The sequence below is a fragment of the Reichenbachiella sp. genome, from assembly GCF_039969095.1.
Lineage (GTDB): Bacteria > Bacteroidota > Bacteroidia > Cytophagales > Cyclobacteriaceae > Reichenbachiella.
In genome coordinates this window covers 334,172-350,484 of sequence record NZ_JBDVOL010000015.1, presented here as the reverse complement: position 1 = coordinate 350,484, position 16,313 = coordinate 334,172, and the positions used below count along the sequence as shown (strand labels likewise).

Annotated in this window: 14 protein-coding genes; 9 read left to right on the top strand and 5 right to left on the bottom strand. The window is 39.3% G+C overall.

Going from position 1 to position 16,313, the window contains the following annotated elements; genetic code table 11:
- Positions 1–53 precede the first annotated feature (53 nt).
- A complete protein-coding gene (locus ABJH98_RS16880; RefSeq protein ID WP_348308902.1) occupies positions 54–311 on the bottom strand; it encodes a hypothetical protein in 258 nt (85 codons plus the stop codon).
- Positions 304–879 (bottom strand): sigma-70 family RNA polymerase sigma factor, encoded by a 576-nt coding sequence (locus tag ABJH98_RS16875; RefSeq protein ID WP_348308900.1) that lies wholly within the window; start codon positions 877–879, stop codon positions 304–306. Before ABJH98_RS16875 ends, ABJH98_RS16880 begins: the two co-directional genes overlap by 8 nt.
- Positions 880–989: 110 nt before the next feature.
- On the opposite strand from ABJH98_RS16875, the gene ABJH98_RS16870 reads away from it, so the two are divergent.
- Together ABJH98_RS16870 and ABJH98_RS16865 are read left to right on the top strand one after the other, a co-directional pair.
- Positions 990–1,583: a 5-formyltetrahydrofolate cyclo-ligase gene (locus ABJH98_RS16870; RefSeq protein WP_348308899.1), complete on the top strand. Its 594-nt coding sequence runs from the start codon at positions 990–992 to the stop codon at positions 1,581–1,583.
- A 15-nt stretch (positions 1,584–1,598) separates the two neighbouring features.
- On the top strand, positions 1,599–2,564 hold the full coding sequence (locus ABJH98_RS16865; RefSeq protein WP_348308898.1) for a YpdA family putative bacillithiol disulfide reductase: 966 nt from the start codon (positions 1,599–1,601) through the stop codon (positions 2,562–2,564).
- Between the two features lie 292 nt (positions 2,565–2,856).
- Here the strand turns inward: ABJH98_RS16865 and ABJH98_RS16860 are convergent, their stop codons facing one another.
- The 3 genes from ABJH98_RS16860 to ABJH98_RS16850 are packed head-to-tail and all read right to left on the bottom strand — an operon-like array spanning position 2,857 to position 5,363.
- On the bottom strand, positions 2,857–4,233 hold the full coding sequence (locus tag ABJH98_RS16860; protein ID WP_348308896.1) for an alanine/glycine:cation symporter family protein: 1,377 nt from the start codon (positions 4,231–4,233) through the stop codon (positions 2,857–2,859).
- Between the two features lie 14 nt (positions 4,234–4,247).
- Positions 4,248–4,919, bottom strand: coding sequence for an arylesterase (locus tag ABJH98_RS16855; protein WP_348308894.1), 672 nt, complete (start codon positions 4,917–4,919; stop codon positions 4,248–4,250).
- A 36-nt stretch (positions 4,920–4,955) separates the two neighbouring features.
- Positions 4,956–5,363: a YciI family protein gene (locus tag ABJH98_RS16850; protein ID WP_348308892.1), complete on the bottom strand. Its 408-nt coding sequence runs from the start codon at positions 5,361–5,363 to the stop codon at positions 4,956–4,958.
- Between the two features lie 300 nt (positions 5,364–5,663).
- On the opposite strand from ABJH98_RS16850, the gene panD reads away from it, so the two are divergent.
- The 7 genes from panD to ABJH98_RS16815 all read left to right on the top strand — a co-directional run bounded on the left by panD (position 5,664) and on the right by ABJH98_RS16815 (position 16,258).
- A complete protein-coding gene (gene panD, locus ABJH98_RS16845; protein WP_348308891.1) occupies positions 5,664–6,032 on the top strand; it encodes an aspartate 1-decarboxylase in 369 nt (122 codons plus the stop codon).
- A gap of 189 nt (positions 6,033–6,221) precedes the next feature.
- Complete coding sequence (locus tag ABJH98_RS16840) at positions 6,222–6,917, top strand: ABC transporter ATP-binding protein (protein WP_348308889.1); 696 nt, start codon at positions 6,222–6,224, stop codon at positions 6,915–6,917.
- Between the two features lies 1 nt (position 6,918).
- A complete protein-coding gene (locus ABJH98_RS16835) occupies positions 6,919–9,480 on the top strand; it encodes an FtsX-like permease family protein (protein WP_348308888.1) in 2,562 nt (853 codons plus the stop codon).
- 356 nt (positions 9,481–9,836) lie between these two features.
- Positions 9,837–11,621, top strand: coding sequence for a helix-turn-helix domain-containing protein (locus ABJH98_RS16830; RefSeq protein WP_348308887.1), 1,785 nt, complete (start codon positions 9,837–9,839; stop codon positions 11,619–11,621).
- Positions 11,622–11,959: 338 nt separating this feature from the next.
- Complete coding sequence (locus ABJH98_RS16825) at positions 11,960–15,412, top strand: starch-binding protein (protein WP_348308886.1); 3,453 nt, start codon at positions 11,960–11,962, stop codon at positions 15,410–15,412.
- A 272-nt stretch (positions 15,413–15,684) separates the two neighbouring features.
- Positions 15,685–15,966, top strand: a complete 282-nt coding sequence (locus tag ABJH98_RS16820; protein WP_348308884.1) for a type II toxin-antitoxin system RelE/ParE family toxin — start codon at positions 15,685–15,687, stop codon at positions 15,964–15,966.
- A 1-nt stretch (position 15,967) separates the two neighbouring features.
- Entirely contained in the window at positions 15,968–16,258 is a 291-nt protein-coding gene (locus ABJH98_RS16815) for a HigA family addiction module antitoxin (protein WP_348308882.1), read from the top strand.
- The last annotated feature ends 55 nt before the right edge of the window (positions 16,259–16,313 follow it).

The window sequence follows — 16,313 nt, the reverse complement described above, 5'->3', positions numbered from 1 at the left end:
CGCTTTGGTGAATCAGAACTAAGACTATCCCGGGCGAGTCTTTAGCTAATTATTTATTCAGTTTTGAATTCATCAAAAATATCTACGTCATCCTGTTCAATTGGCGCTGGTCGCTCTTGAATTCTTTTAACACCAGCATACATCATGGCGACAATTGCCAAGACGGCAACAACGATAGCCACTATTCTAATCCACCTTCCCTTCTTCCCTTCCTTTGGTTCTTTGGGATAAAGCCCCTTGAAATCCATATGTCTTTCTATCTGACCTTTACTCAACGCCTTTCTCCTCAATCTAATGTCGTATCTAGTCATTGTTCGGCTTATTCATTTTCTCAAATCGCTTCTTCAACTTATCTAACGATCTATACATTTTCATCTTAACAGCACTTTCCTTTTTATCTAAAATAAAGGCTATTTCTTTAAAATTTTTAGTCTCAAAAAACTTCAATTCCAATATTCTAATCTCCTCATCCTCCAGCTCACTGATTAATTCGGTGAGTATCTTCTGCTTTTGTTCCGTATTTGCATCGTCCAGCTCATCGCAAGTCATCACCAGATTCACTTTCTGATCCTCCAAAGTCAAGAGGCGCCGCTTATTATCACGAAAATATTTATTCGTCTCATTCGTAGCTATCCGATACAACCATGCGCCAAATGGCACTCCTCTATACTCGAATTTGTTTATTGAATGCATGGCATTCATAAAAACCTTTGAAGTCAAATCAGCCGCCAAATCTTCGTCATCGGTTTTCCGATATACATATCTAAAGATCAACTCATAATACTTGGTATAAATTGGCTCAAAAAATTGCAAATCCTTTTTTGCCTTAGCAATCATGGCTTCTTCATCCCAATCTTTACGGTCAATTTCTGTATTCAATTATCTGATCTTTGTATATATAATCCTATTGGCAAAATAAAGTCACATTATTTCATCAAAAATAATTGTCTTGAAATTTATACCTCTAAGGATATGTATTAATTTCGGGTATGAGTCAGGCCACTCCTACAATAGACAAGAAAAAATATCGAACCGTATATCTGCGGAAGAGAAAAATGCTTGGCGCTAAAGATTTTGACAAGAAAAATGCACGACTCCTTTATCATTTTCACAATTTTTTCGAAGGGCATTCAAGTGCAATGATCCATTCCTTTTTGTCCATTGAAAAAAACAAAGAAGTAAACACCTGGCCACTGATAGAATGGCTCAAAGTGCAAGGTAAGCAAATAGTAATATCTAGATGCAGCCTGACTAGTAATGAGCTCACTCATTATTTGTTTGAGGACTACAAGCAACTAAAAGAAAGTAAATACGGGATTCCTGAACCTCAGGAAGGCACGATCGTTCTACCCAAGGATTTGGATGTAGTACTCATTCCTTTAATTGTGTTTGACCGATTGGGTCAGCGAATCGGCTATGGAGCGGGTTATTACGATCGGTTTTTAGCTGAGTGCCTCAGCAATTGTGTAAAAGTTGGACTAAGCCTGGCTCCTCCTTTGGACGAAATTCCGTTTGCGGAATCCCATGACATTCCGATGGACTATTGTATTACTCCGCTGGGGGTATATTCTTTTAATTCATAATTTACTACCACTACTATGAGTAAAGTTTTAGATGTTTTAATTGTTGGTGCTGGTCCCATAGGATTGGCTTGTGGTATTGAAGCTAAAAAGAAGAATCTCTCTTATGTCATTTTAGAGAAAGGGTGCTTGGTTAATTCACTCTACAATTATCCAATGAATATGACTTTTTTTTCCACTTCGGAAAAACTGGAGATCGGAGGTGTTCCGTTCATTTCTCACAACAATAAACCAACTAGAGCTGAGGCTTTAGAATATTACAGAAGAGTGACCACCTCGTGGGACTTGAATGTGAATTTGTATGAAGGCGTGCAAAAAGTGAAAAAGGGTGAACATTTTGAAATCACTTCTGAAAAAGAATCCTATACTGCCAAAAACCTTATAATAGCTACTGGCTTTTATGACCTGCCTTTTCTACTAAATGTACCAGGCGAAGACCTGCCTAAAGTAAAACACTATTATGACGAGCCTCATCCCTATTTTGGGCAAAAGGTGATTGTTGTGGGAGCAGCTAACTCAGCTGTAGATGTAGCGCTAGAGACCTATAGAAAAGGAGCAGAAGTGACGATGGTAGTACGTGAGCCAGAAATTAACCCCAGAGTTAAATATTGGGTGCGTCCTGATATTGAAAACCGAATCAAAGAATCTTCGATTAAAGCATATTTCGATTCTTCAATCACAGAAATTCGAGAAACAGAAGTGGACATCAAAACACCAGATGGTTCAAAAACTATAAATAATGACTTTGTCCTTGCCATGACCGGTTACCAACCAAATTTCACTTTTCTAAAATCCATTGGAGTCGAAATTGGTACTGACGATATGCAAACACCTAGTCACGATCCGGATACAATGGAAACCAATATCGCAGGTGTCTATTTGGCAGGCGTAGTCTGTGGTGGGTTGCAAACCAATAAATGGTTTATAGAAAACTCAAGAGTACATGCAGAGGTTATTATCGACAACATATCCAACCCACATTGACCTATCAACTCCCAACCCCTACTATTGAACTTTTGTTCCTACAATTTTTCTTAGGTAGTCTTACCTTTCTGGGATTAATTGTTTTGCTGGCATGGCTAATGAAAAAGCAAAATGTGTTTAGTTGGAAAACATTTCTATTGATCTTGATGACCACTTTTGCCCTCGGCAATGCTGGTGCCATTCTGATTTGGATCCATTGGCCGTTTTCTTTTGACATTATGTTTGGTCCTATTTATTGGCCTGGACTGGTCGCATATTCTTCTAGCATAGGCATCGGTCTTTACACCAGACATTATTTTACCTCCAGGTTAGAAAAGTAGCGTTTGGCTTCTGCCAAAACTTTGGGAGACAGGTAGATCGCCGATACCATGGTTGGAATGGCCATCAAACCATACATCACAAAAATGAGATTTACTACTCCATTTAAGCTCCACACAGATCCTATCACAATAATGGCGACATACCAATAATTGAATAAATGCCCGTGTTTGGCACCAAACAAATACGAAAAACACTTTTTGCCATAATAGGCCATTCCAAAAACTGTAGTGAATGCAAAAATTAAAACAGGAATGAAAAGCAGATAATGACCGACCACAGGGACGGAATTCTCAAAGGCTTGTGCAGTCAAGGAGATACCATCATTCCCACCACTTCTCCACACGCCAGTAGAAAGAATACAAAGACCCGTCATGGTACAGACGATCAAAGTATCTATTACTGGCCCTAACATGGCTACTAACCCTTCTCTTATAGGCTCATTGGTTTTGGCTGCTCCATGCATCATGGGAGCTGTACCTATTCCTGCCTCATTGGAAAAAGCCGCTCGTTTTGCTCCTTCTATAATTACAGCTCCTACGGCTCCACCTAACACGGCATTGGCAGTAAAGGCATCCTCAAAAATCAATAGAAAATTGACCCACACAGCGTCAACATTGATAATCATAATGAGCAATACACTCAATCCGTAAACGATCACCATGGCTGGTACCAATTTCGAGGCTACGTCCGCTATTCTTCTAATCCCACCGAATATGACCAGAGCAGTGAAAAATGTAATGACCAGCCCAATACTTACATTGACCATGAGTTCATTTTCGCCAACTAATCCCATTGGTCTTAAGAGCACATCTTTAGTCACTTGTACAATTTGATTGGCTTGAAAAATAGGTGTGGCTCCAAACAAACCAGCTACACAAAAGAATCCAGCCAATGGCTTCCAGATTTTCGGCATGCCTTCACGAATCACATACATGGGTCCGCCTTGCAAGTCCCCCTGACTGTCTTTGCCCCGATACATCACAGCCAAGGTGCAAGTGAAAAATTTGGTGGTAATACCTAATAATGCACTAACCCACATCCAAAAAATAGCTCCGGGTCCGCCAGCCACAATAGCTAACGCCACACCACTGATATTGCCCATACCCACAGTGGCTGCCAAATGACCAGACAAGGCCTGAAAGTGGCTAATTTCTCCTTTTTCTTCTGGATTATCATATTTTCCTCGTAGTACATCGATCCCATGTTTAAAATATCGAAAGGGGAGAAACCGAGCATAAAAAGTAAAAAACAACCCTCCTCCTAAAAGAAGAATCAACAATGGCATACCCCAGACGTAGCCAACCGCAACGTTGAAAAAATTCTCTAAGGACTTTAGTACTTCAAACATAATTCGGATTGTGATTACAGCATGGGAGCCAACTCTCGCCAAACATTTTCTGCTAAGATTTGATGGCCTTCGGGCGTTGGGTGAATACCGTCTTCCAGGTTTAATTCAGGGTTTCCTGCCACTCCTTCAAGGATAAATGGAATCAATGGGATATTATATTTCTTTGCCAAATCAGGATAAATTTTTTGAAAACTATTCGAATACTCCTGTCCCATATTGGGGGGAATCTTCATGCCTGCTAATAATATCTTGCAGGCAGGATATTTTTCTTGAACTTTTTCAATAATAACTTCTAGATTTTTTCTTGTCTCTTGAGTACTTATACCTCGTAATCCATCATTAGCGCCTAGTTCAAGTACGAAAATGTCCATTTTATTTTTCATCACCCATTCTACACGAGAGTTGCCACTGGCAGTGGTTTCGCCACTCAGGCCGGCATTGACCGTACGGTATTCCAGCCCCAAGGAATCGAGTCGCTCCTGAATCAAAGCGGGAAAAGCCTCAGACAAATCCAGCTGATAACCTGCAGTTATACTGTTACCAAAAAAGAGAATGGTTTTCTTATTGGGCTCCCTTACATCTTCCTTTGAGTTTTCAACTACTTCCAAGGGTTCTTGAGCTCTTTTCTTGTCGGACTGGCAGCCCCACAACGCCACTAAACAAATGAGTACAATCGACCTATTCATTCGCCGAAGATAGGAATTTATTCGTAATGGTTGTGATCATTTCAACACACTCCCTTTTGCTGCCCACCAAGGTTTGACGTCTATGGCTAACCGACCGGCCTTCACAGCTGGGTCATTGCTAATGATGCTATCGGCTTCCGCCTTAGTAGCCACATCATAGATTACAATACCTCTCATATCCCCATCATCACCAAAAGGTCCAGCAATGAGTAATGCACCTGATTTTCCATTGGCACTCATGTAGTCGAGGTGCTCTTGCTGGATTTCAGCCACTTTTGCGGAATCCAATTCAGGCTTATCAGGAACTCGCATTAAAAAACCCATAAAATACTGTTTCATCACGTATGTGGTGTCCCCATCTTTGTATTCAAATTCACGTGGGGTTTGACTATGTGCTAGTTGGGCAGTAAGTAGCAAAAGGAAAAGTATGATTATGTTCTTCATCGTCAGTAAACTCTATTTGAAAAACCAAGATACTTAAAATCTCATTCTTCTGATTGGGCTGTAAGACGATAGAAGCACATGAATAATTCGTTAATAAAGAGCTACGCCAATAAGGCTACGACACATAAATGATTCCACGGACTTATGGAGTGATTTAAGAACTCCTCCTAAACCAAACCTTTTTGAGATTATTCTAGTTTAGGTAAAAACCCCTAATATTGCAGGGCAAGATACAAGTGCCTCGAAATTTATTTAATTTCGCGGTGCAACATTAAAGGCAAGAAGCGTATGAGATGGATCATGAGATCGAAGATTCACAAAGCAGTAGTAACTGAAGCGAATCTCAACTATGTGGGCAGTATCACTATTGACAGAGACCTTATCGATTTGGTCGGGCTGAGAAAAGGTGAGAAAGTACAAATTGTAAGTAACACTTCCGGCTCACGATTGGAAACTTACGTGATCGAAGGGCCGAGAGGTTCAGGAGCCATTTGCATGAATGGTGCAGCAGCCCACCTGATCAAAGAGGGAGAAGAAATCATCATTATGGGCTATGAATTGACTGACCAAGAAATCAAACCACAGACCATTCTAGTAGACGAAAAAAACAAGTTCGTGCAGTGGCTGGAAGAATCCTACGAGCTCAATCGCGACATGAATTTTAATTAATTGGATTTGTTGGTCATGCCGAAGGTATCCCGTCGGGACAATACCAACAGAGGTGGTGAATTTCAATTATAGTTGACTCGAACTTTTCTAAAGTTTAGAACTTTAGAAAAGTTGACCTACTTGCTCCTCATACTTGCATTCATAAACTTCTGGTATTACTTTCCGTAAAATTCGGAAACATCAGATTACATGTCTACAATTCTTAAAGTCGAGGGACTATCAAAAACTTATCAAAGCGGATCTAAATCGCTACAAGTGCTACATGACATCAGCTTTTCCATTCAAGCTGGAGAATCATTGGCTATAGTTGGGCCATCAGGCAGTGGAAAAACTACACTGCTAGGACTAGCTGCCGGATTGGATCAATCCGATGAAGGCGTTGTAGAAATCGATCAAATCAAACTAAATAACCTTAATGAAGATGACCGTGCTCAAGTTCGTAATGAACTTGTTGGGTTTATCTTTCAGAATTTTCAGTTAATCCCTACGTTATCAGCAATTGAAAACGTGATGGTACCTTTGGAGCTACGGGGTGATGAAAGTGCCAAAAATGTCGCTACTCATTTACTAGAGCAAGTAGGGCTAGCTGATCGTGCAGATCACTATCCTTCCCAATTGTCAGGCGGGGAGCAGCAACGTGTAGCCATTGCCAGAGCTTTTTCTAATGAACCTAAAATACTTTTTGCAGATGAACCCACTGGAAATTTAGATGAAGAAACTGGTCAAAAAATTGAGGACTTACTTTTTACTTTGAATAAAGAAAAAGGCACTGCTTTGGTGCTCGTTACACATGATACTGAATTGGCTCAAAAAACCGATCAGGTCATCCATCTTAAGGGCGGAAAAATGGTAGAATCTTCGTTGAAAGCCTCTATTGCTAGCTGATATGGATTCTAAAATTTCAGTGAAATCTAATAATTATTCTCGTAGTTGGCTGTTTAAAATGGCCTGGAGGGACAGTAGAAGAAGTAGATCAAAACTTTTCCTATTCACCACTTCTATAGCAATTGGTATAGCTGCTCTGGTGGCTATCAATTCTTTCAAAAGAAATCTGGACGAAGAGATTCAACTCCAAGCCAAAACGCTTTTGGGCGCAGATCTGGAAATTTACAGCAAAAAACCGTTTACTAGGGAACAATATAGTCTGCTGGATTCACTTGGAGATGAAAGGTCAAGTCAAACTCGATTTGGATCCATGGTCTATTTTCCAAGAACTGACGGCACAAGGTTGGTTCAAGTTCGAGGAATTAGCGGCTTTTATCCTTATTATGGAAAGATAGAAACCGAACCTCACTGGGCTGCAGGTGACTTGACCAATGGCCCTTATGCCTTAGTTGATGAGAAACTTATGCTTCAATTCAATGTTGAATTAGGCGATGAGGTTCGAATCGGAAATTTGAGCTTAGAGATTCGTGGAAAACTCAAGAATGTACCAGGACAAAGTGGTATTTCCACCTCTATAGCACCTGTGGTTTATATATCCGAAGGCAATGCATTTGCCTCGGGACTGATCAAGAAAGGTAGTAGGGTTACGTTCTCCAAATTTTATAAATATCCTATAGAATCCATGGCAGATGATGTCATTGCTACATATGGTGATCGGATAAAAGAGCTAGAATTAGGCAAAGAAACAGTAGAAGAACGAAAGAAAGACACCAGTGAAGCATTCGCCAATATGTCTATCTTTTTGAATCTGGCTGCGTTCATCGCACTTTTATTAGGCAGCATAGGAGTTGCTGGAGCTGTACATATCTATCTCAAAGAAAAAAATCAATCTGTAGCCATTTTGCGCTGCTTAGGTGTGAAAAGCAAGCAAGCCTTTTATATATATCTCATTCAGGTATTGTTCATGGGCTTGATTGGATCGCTAATTGGCACTGGACTTGGGCTGGCTCTACAGTATTATTTGCCAAAACTTTTGGGTGAGATCTTACCTTTTTCCTTTGAAGCGAAAATATTTGGTGCGGTAATCATTGAAGGTGTTTTTCTGGGATTAATTATAGCTGTTTTATTTGCCCTCTTGCCATTGATTCGATTGGGTAAAATTTCACCATTACAATCGATCCGCGCTGCTTTTGAAGCGAATGAATCTAAAATTAGCAGAGCTTCCATCATTATATTCACCACCTTGGTTCTATTCCTTGTTGGATTTGCCTATATCCAAATTGGTGAATGGAAACAATCGCTGATGTTTGTTGGCGGTTTGGCTGTCACCTTTGGTCTTCTCATCCTTTTAGCCAAGGGACTGATGTCAGTGGCACGGCGAATTTCTTCGAAAACATCTTCCTTTTTAGTCAAGCAAGGAATTGCCAATCTACATCGTCCTAACAACCAAAGTACCATTTTGTTATTAACGATTGGCATTTGTGCTGTATTAATTTCCACCCTGCTTTTTTCAAGATACATCCTGGTAGAACAGATCACCCTCACAGGTGCTAATGAACGTCCGAATATGGTGCTTTTCGATATCCAAACTCATCAAAAAGAAGAGTTGAAAACCTTAGTGATTGATTATGATTTGCCAGTAGTGCAAGATGTTCCTATTGTCACTATACGTTTGAAGGAAATTAATGGCATCAATAAAAAAGCAGCAGAAAAAGATTCCACTTTAGAGATTCCAAATTGGCTCTTCAACAGGGAATATCGAGTGACCTTTAGAGATTCATTGGTCAATTCTGAAACACTGGCTGAAGGTAAATGGCAATCGAAAGTTGAATCCCCTGACGATTCAATATTCGTCTCTGTCTCCGAAGGTTTTGCGGAAGGGCGTAAATGGAAAATTGGAGATGAATTGCTTTTCAATGTACAGGGAGCGCTTATCAAAACCTATATCGGCAGTTTCAGAAAAGTAGATTGGCGCAGGGTTCAGACCAATTTTTTAATTGTCTTCCCCACTGGAGTTTTAGAACAAGCCCCACAATTTCATGTGCTGGTGACTAAGGTGGATCAATCAGATATTTCTGCAAGATTTCAACAAGCTGTCGTCCGGCTATTTCCGAATGTGTCAATTATTGATTTAGAATTGATCATTAAAACCGTGGAAGAAGTACTCAATAAAGTCTCCTTTGCCATCAATTTTATGGCTGGATTCAGTGTGCTCACCGGCCTCATCGTCTTAGCGGGATCAGTGGTATTGAGCAAAACCCAACGTGTGCAAGAAAGTGTATTACTCAGAACTATTGGTGCACGTTCGTATCAAATCTTCTGGATTACATTTTTGGAATATCTGGCACTAGGTGCCATTGCATCTATAGCTGGTTTGTTACTAGCACATACATTCAGCTACTTACTTGCGGAATTCGTATTTGAAAATGACTTTTTATTCAGCATATATCATACTGTTTTTATCTTCTTTGCTGTCACTTTTGGCACTGTGACCATCGGATTATTCAACATTAGACCCGTGTTAAAAAAGAGTCCTCTTGAAATTTTGCGAAAAGAAATTTGAGGGGGGCATCATTATGGCTTGTCTTATATGTAACTAATTCAAGAAATAATGAAACATTTCGTAGTAATATTGATGATTATACTGCTTAGTTGTTCTGCCACTTTTTTGATGGTTTAGTTGATCTTTCGCGCTTTCACAACGATACTCATACCTAGAGGTAGATTGATCCATTCAGCTTTATGGGTTCAATAAACAGGTTGGAGCCTTTTATAAACACGCTATTTGAATATTACATATTAAAAAGCAAATAATTTCCAATCAGCTATTAAAGTCGTACAAACGGTTTTAGATTTATAGGTTTTATTCTGGAGAGAAATTAATTGAAACAGCTAATCTACCTTGTTGTCTTATCAATAATGCCCTTGTTTGCATATGGGCAGATAGAAATAGTTGTGGAGAAGGTGCCATTCAATACCCCAAAGCACGATACTATTTTTATCGTTGGAAGTTTCAACAACTGGAACCCACTGGATCATAGCTATTTTCTGACTCCTCGTGCAGATGGAAGTTATTACATAAAATTCAACCTGGAGGGAAGTCAAATAGAATATAAATTTACCAGAGGCAGTTGGTCAAATGTGGAAGGAGGAAATGATGGTTCGCCGCTGGCCAACAGGATATTAAATAAAGATAAAGACGGAAAGGCAATTGACATGGTCAAAATCAAATCTTGGGAAGATTTGGAAACTTACCTCATCGTTTTGTCTTCTATCCCTGAAAATACACCCAAAGATGCATCGATTTATATCTCTGGCAATTTTAATAACTGGTTACCAGCTGATCCAAGATACAAACTTGGTCTCATAGAAAACGGTCAATTCGCCATTTCTATCCATCCACAAAAAGATACATTGATGTACAAATTTACCCGAGGAAATTGGGAATCAGTAGAATCTTATTCAAATGGCCGAGCCGTGCCTGACAGGCGCGTTCTTTTATCCCAACATCCTAATCGGGTGATTGAAAATAAAATTGAAAACTGGAAGGATCTATCTATCAGGTATTTCGATTTTTTTGGGCTCATGCTCACTGTGAGTATTTTTTTAGGGTTTATGATACTGATCATTATTAACAGTGAGACCACAGCTCAATTCCGACCAAATATCTTTTTCTCATTGTTTTTATTGATATTGATATTGGCACTTTCCTCCAAGTTGTTGATGCGCTTTGGTGATTTATTTTCAATCATGCCAAAATTAATTTTAGCTCAAGACTTTTTTATTCTGCTGCTCGCACCTGTGCTCTATTTATATATTCGAAAACTGATCAGACCATTCTCTCATGTGGGTATTTGGACGCTTTGGCTATTTGTACCTGCCTTTGTACAATTCCTATTTTATGTTCCATATTTAGCCCAATCAGATGTTGAATTTTCAATATTGGTGGTTAATAGAAAAATGGATCAGTTTTATATTTACCTCTCTTTGGCAGCTGTTTTTTATAATTTGGCTTATCTAGCCTCTATAATTAAACTGATCAATACAAGGAATATCGGATTGTCAGACAATCAGTCTTATGAGGATTACGAAGGATCCATCAGTTATGTCAACGGACTAGTTGTTTTATTATTGATAATGATTATCATAGCTTCGGTTACGTTAATAGTAACTGCATTTGGCTTTTTTACACCTGTAAATACCACTTGGTTTACTTTGATTGGTACAGATATCCTGTGGGTGGTATTCTCATCCTATGCACTACTCATAGTCTATTTTATGATTGGTTATCCGCATTTGTTCAAACAGGAATGGCAGAAAAATCATACTAAATCTCAGTCCACTCAAAAAATCGTTTCAAAAGAATTGAAAAATGAATTAGTTGAATTGATGAAAGTTAGTAAACCATACCTAAGTCCAAAATTGACATTATCGGAATTGGCAGAATTATTGAAAACCAGTACCCATGATCTTTCCTACGCTATCAACGAAGGGTATGGAATGAATTTTTTCGATTTTGTAAATATCTACCGGATTGAAGAATTCAAGTCAAAGGTATCAGATCCTGTCTACAAAAATCACACTTTTTTGGCAATAGCCTTTGAATCTGGCTTTAGCTCAAAAACCACATTTAATCGTGCTTTTAAAAAAACCACTGGATTAACTCCTCGTGAATATCAAAATCAACAGGAAAATACAATTTGATTTTCTGTAATTGACTTTACGCATCTCTTCATCTGCCTTTTTTCAGATTCTCAAATGCTATCTAGCAGCTATTGAAAATAGTACCACTTTATATTATTAGCCAACTACCAATACATTTTTTTGTGTTTGGCAAGTCAGTTTTTCAAGCTTCACCAAACTTATGATATTACACAAACAGCTGTTTATCAATCATATACAAGAAGCACAAACGTCTCATTTTATAAAATAACACGAATATATTTTTTCAAATATATCCCCTCTTATAAGGTGAAACGAATTCCATAATCAGATGCTCTAGTTTGGAAGATTATTTTAAAAAAATCTAAACTTTTACGAGTATGATCAGAACAATTATTTACTTTTTATTGGTTTTAGCCAGCCTACAACCAATTTCATTTGTGTCTTTAGCACAAAATGATTTCAGAGAGGAGACCATATACTTCCTGCTCACCACGCGATTTTTTGATGGGGATCCATCAAATAATGTTCCCAATGAATGGAGTTCGTACAATTCAGACCCTAACATCAATTCAGATATAACTGACCCCAATGACGTAACCTGGAAAGGAGATTTCAAAGGTTTGATAGAAAAACTGGACTATATCCAGGATTTGGGCTTTACAGCTATTTGGATTACTCCTATTGTTCAAAATTGGAGTCCATTAGACTATCATGGCTACCATGCTTATGATTTTACAAAAGTCGACCCAAGGCTGGAATCTCCGGGAGCCACGTTTCAGGATTTGATCGATGCTGTACATGCCAGAGGTATGAAAATTGTCCTCGACATTGTGACTAACCATGCTGGACGTTTTGGAATCAAAGGGTTAGCTGAGATCAAATATAATACGGACCCTACACAACCTTGGGGTCAGGACAGCAATGGAAGCGCTTTACAACCTAATTCAAACTGGTCCTACGACGGACTGACTCCCAACCCAGACGATGGTAAGATTTGGAGTCGAGCCAACCTTCCAACTATGCCACCACCTTATAGCAACGATTTAGCTGCTTATAACTGGCCTTCTACTCAATCCTATGTAGATACCACCGATCCCGATTGGTACCACCACTCAGGCAATGGGTTTGCGCAAGGTTGGGATGATACCGAGAATTTATATAATCGGGCACTGGCCGGAGATACACCTGATCTAAATACAGGAAGTCAAACAGTCAGAGATTATCTAATCGCTGCTTACACTACTTTCATTAATATGGGAGTGGACGCATTTCGTTGGGATACCATGAAACACATGAGCAAGGAAGATGTGTTGGCGTTTAAAGATGCATTTCATACAGTAAATCCGGACTTATTCATTTTTGGTGAAGTTGCTCAATTGCGACATGAATTGCACAATGTTGAAGAGATCAATCCCCATTGGTATACTTGGAGGGGAGCGGTCAACAATTCTGCTAATTCAGATATTGCCGTTTTGGATTTCTATGCTGAAGCTACCTTTCATAACATTTTCGAAGAAGGTGGTGGGTTTTCTGGTGTTACAGCTGCAGCAAGGTATGACCATTTATATGCGGATCCTTCTACAAATTTGCTGTGGTTGGATAACCATGACTTCGGACCGAACAACGACTGGAACAGACGATATGGTGGTAGTGAAGAAAACCTGGCGGCTTGCATGAACTTCATGTTTACTTGGAGGGGTATTCCGGTAGTTTATTATGGCACCGAAATCCAGTTTAAGAAAGGGGAATATGCTGATATTCATGATGCCTCAGGGATTACTCAATCTATAGATCTGACGGGACGGGCTTACTATGGAGATCAGTTTGCCAATGCACCCAATCACAAAATCTACCAACATATCAAAAAATTGAATGCTATGAGGAGAGCTGTTCCGGCATTGCAAAAAGGTAGTTGGAGATGGGATGGTAATCATGGCGGAAATGCAGTGGGTTATGTTCGCCAATTCAATGACAGTGAAGTAGCTGTTGGCCTTGCTAAAGACGGTGGCTCTAATTTTTCTTTTAATGGCATGACAAATGGAATTTATCGAGATGCCGTAACAGGAAATGAAATAAATGTAAGCAATGGATCAATTAGCTTTTATGTTGAATCTGGATCTGCAGGTCTTTATGTGCTCAATGGACCAGGCATGATCGGTGGAAATGGAGTAGGTTATTTTCAACCTGGCGTCGGTGGAACCAATCCTACAGTAAGTATTAGTCCCGCCAGTGGTGTATATGCTGACCCAATAAATGTAACGCTATCAGCATCCTCACAAAATGACCCGACAAGTATTTATTATACTATTGATGGAAGCAATCCCAATAGTAATAGTTCCCAATACACTAGCCCCATTAATGTGGCTGCAAATACAACAATAAAAGCCTTGGCAATTGATGATCAGGGCAATCACTCAGCTATTGCTTCAAACTCCTATACTATCGGTGAAGTAGGTAGTTTTTCGGTGTACTACAAACAAACCAGCGGTGGAAATTCTGCCAACGTACATCATTGGAATGCACAACCAGCTGGCACTTTGAATGACAGCAATTGGCCTGGCCCTTTTATGATTGATGAAGGAAACGGCTGGTTTAGATATGATTTTTCTGGTGTCACCAGCACCAATTTACTATTCAATGATAACGGGTCTGCTAAAACCGCAGATTTGTACAGAGACAAAGATGGATGGTTTGAAAATGGAAATTGGTCAGATACCGACCCTAGAGTAGTTGTCAATCAGCCACCCACATTAAGTATCAGTCCATCAGGTGGAGAATTTTTTGATGGAGATGTGGTCGCACTAACGATTACTGCTAACGATGACAACGATCCAAATCCAACCATTTATTATACTTTGGATGGTAGCACACCTACCAGCGGATCTGCAACATACAGTGGGTCTTTCAATATCACCGATGACATTACCGTCAAGGCAATTGCGATCGACAACCAGAGTGCGATTTCAACTGTTGTGTCAAGTACACTTAGTTTCAATCCACAACCAGCAGGAATGACCATGCATTTCAAGCCTACAGGATATTCTAATCCTACCCTATACTATTGGAATGTAACCCCTTCCGGTGAAACTACAAACTGGCCAGGCATGCCAATGAGCGACGAGGGTGATGGTTGGTACAGCTATACCTTAGCAGGAGCAGATTGTACCAATGTGATATTTAGCAACAATGGAGGTAGTCAAACAGCCGACTTGTACCGATGCGGAGATGGTTGGTATCAAGATGGCACCTGGTATGATCAAAAACCAGATTCTGGTGGGTTTACAGTGTATTTCAAACCTAATACTTATACTAATCCTGAAATTTACTTCTGGGGAATGTCTGTTTCAACAAATTGGCCTGGAGAATCAATGACAAATGCCGGGAGCGGATGGTATTCATACACATTTAATGATGATACTTGCGGCAATCTGATATTCAGTAACAATGGAAATAGCCAAACGGCTGACCTCTATCGATGTGGAGACGGATGGTACGAAAATGGTGTATGGACCAGTAGTACAAGTAGAACCACAGGCGATACGAAAGACATAAATGAGCCTTTGCTAACAGACAACCAAACTTGGTCTATTTACCCTAATCCAGTAAACCATGGAATGCTAAAACTTAATTTCAGCTTGAGTGTGGCGCAGGATATATCCATAAAACTCATAGATCTCAGTGGTGCAGCGATTATTGAAATCATTAAAAAGGCAGAAATAGGCTATCATGAAATTGAAATAAATACAACACACCTAACTAGTGGACTGTATATGGTACAATTCAATAGCGATAGTCGTACAGTTAAAAAGAAATTGTTTGTGAACAATTAAGCTAAACCAACCTAACCTTTCTTACCATCTAGGTCACACCAATAACTGGGTGTAAATATTAAAAGGAAACCGAATTGGGGTTTCCTTTTAATCTATTTTTTCGAAGTAATATTGATGATTATACTGTTTAGTTGTTCTGCCACTTTTATGATGGTTTAGTTGATCTTTCGTGCTTTCTTTCGACTTTATTATTGTTTAATTCAGAATTCGATTTGCTAGTACAACACACTAGTAGTATATTACGTTAGTACTCAATAGACTAGGAGGTTCCTGTGATATTAACATTCAGTTGCAAAGAGAGTGAGAAGATCTGGAATGGATTCGTTTCAAAAAAATTTCCCAGAGACATCCAACAAACTGCCCGACGAAAGTTAGTGCATGTTAATTCAGCCATTGAAATCGGTGACTTACGAACACCTCCTGGCAATCGGCTAGAAAAACTAAAAGGAGATTTAGCGTTTTATCATAGTATTCGAATCAATCAACAATGGCGAATCATTTTTATATGGAAAGACGGAAATGCCCAAGAAGTAAAAATTGTAGACTATCATTGATATGGACAAGTTAGACAACGTACATCCTGGAGAAATCTTAGAAAAAGACTTTCTGGAACCTATGGAATTAACAGCTTATGCCTTAGCTAAAGCTATTGGTGTAGATCAAACTCGTATTAGTCAATTGATAAAAGGCAAGCGTAGCATTACAGCTGATACTGCCATTCGCTTTTCCAAAATATTCAATATGTCAGCAGAGTTTTGGCTGAATGCCCAGAGCCGATATGATCTCATGGAACAAATGAAGCACAAAGAGAATTTTCAGCATATTAAACCGTTTGCGAATGGCTAAATTGCTGCCATGGAAAACACGATGTCAAATCATCAGCAGTAGACTTGATTGGTCA

Coding starts and splice junctions, on each gene's coding strand:
- ABJH98_RS16865 (WP_348308898.1), top strand. CDS start 1,599: ATGAGTAAAGTTTTAGATGTTTTAATTGTTGGTGCTGGTCCCATAGGA.
- ABJH98_RS16840 (WP_348308889.1), top strand. CDS start 6,222: ATGTCTACAATTCTTAAAGTCGAGGGACTATCAAAAACTTATCAAAGC.
- ABJH98_RS16835 (WP_348308888.1), top strand. CDS start 6,919: ATGGATTCTAAAATTTCAGTGAAATCTAATAATTATTCTCGTAGTTGG.
- ABJH98_RS16870 (WP_348308899.1), top strand. CDS start 990: ATGAGTCAGGCCACTCCTACAATAGACAAGAAAAAATATCGAACCGTA.
- ABJH98_RS16815 (WP_348308882.1), top strand. CDS start 15,968: ATGGACAAGTTAGACAACGTACATCCTGGAGAAATCTTAGAAAAAGAC.
- ABJH98_RS16880 (WP_348308902.1), bottom strand. CDS start 311: ATGACTAGATACGACATTAGATTGAGGAGAAAGGCGTTGAGTAAAGGT.
- ABJH98_RS16830 (WP_348308887.1), top strand. CDS start 9,837: ATGCCCTTGTTTGCATATGGGCAGATAGAAATAGTTGTGGAGAAGGTG.
- ABJH98_RS16860 (WP_348308896.1), bottom strand. CDS start 4,233: ATGTTTGAAGTACTAAAGTCCTTAGAGAATTTTTTCAACGTTGCGGTT.
- panD (WP_348308891.1), top strand. CDS start 5,664: ATGAGATCGAAGATTCACAAAGCAGTAGTAACTGAAGCGAATCTCAAC.
- ABJH98_RS16850 (WP_348308892.1), bottom strand. CDS start 5,363: ATGAAGAACATAATCATACTTTTCCTTTTGCTACTTACTGCCCAACTA.
- ABJH98_RS16825 (WP_348308886.1), top strand. CDS start 11,960: ATGATCAGAACAATTATTTACTTTTTATTGGTTTTAGCCAGCCTACAA.
- ABJH98_RS16855 (WP_348308894.1), bottom strand. CDS start 4,919: ATGAATAGGTCGATTGTACTCATTTGTTTAGTGGCGTTGTGGGGCTGC.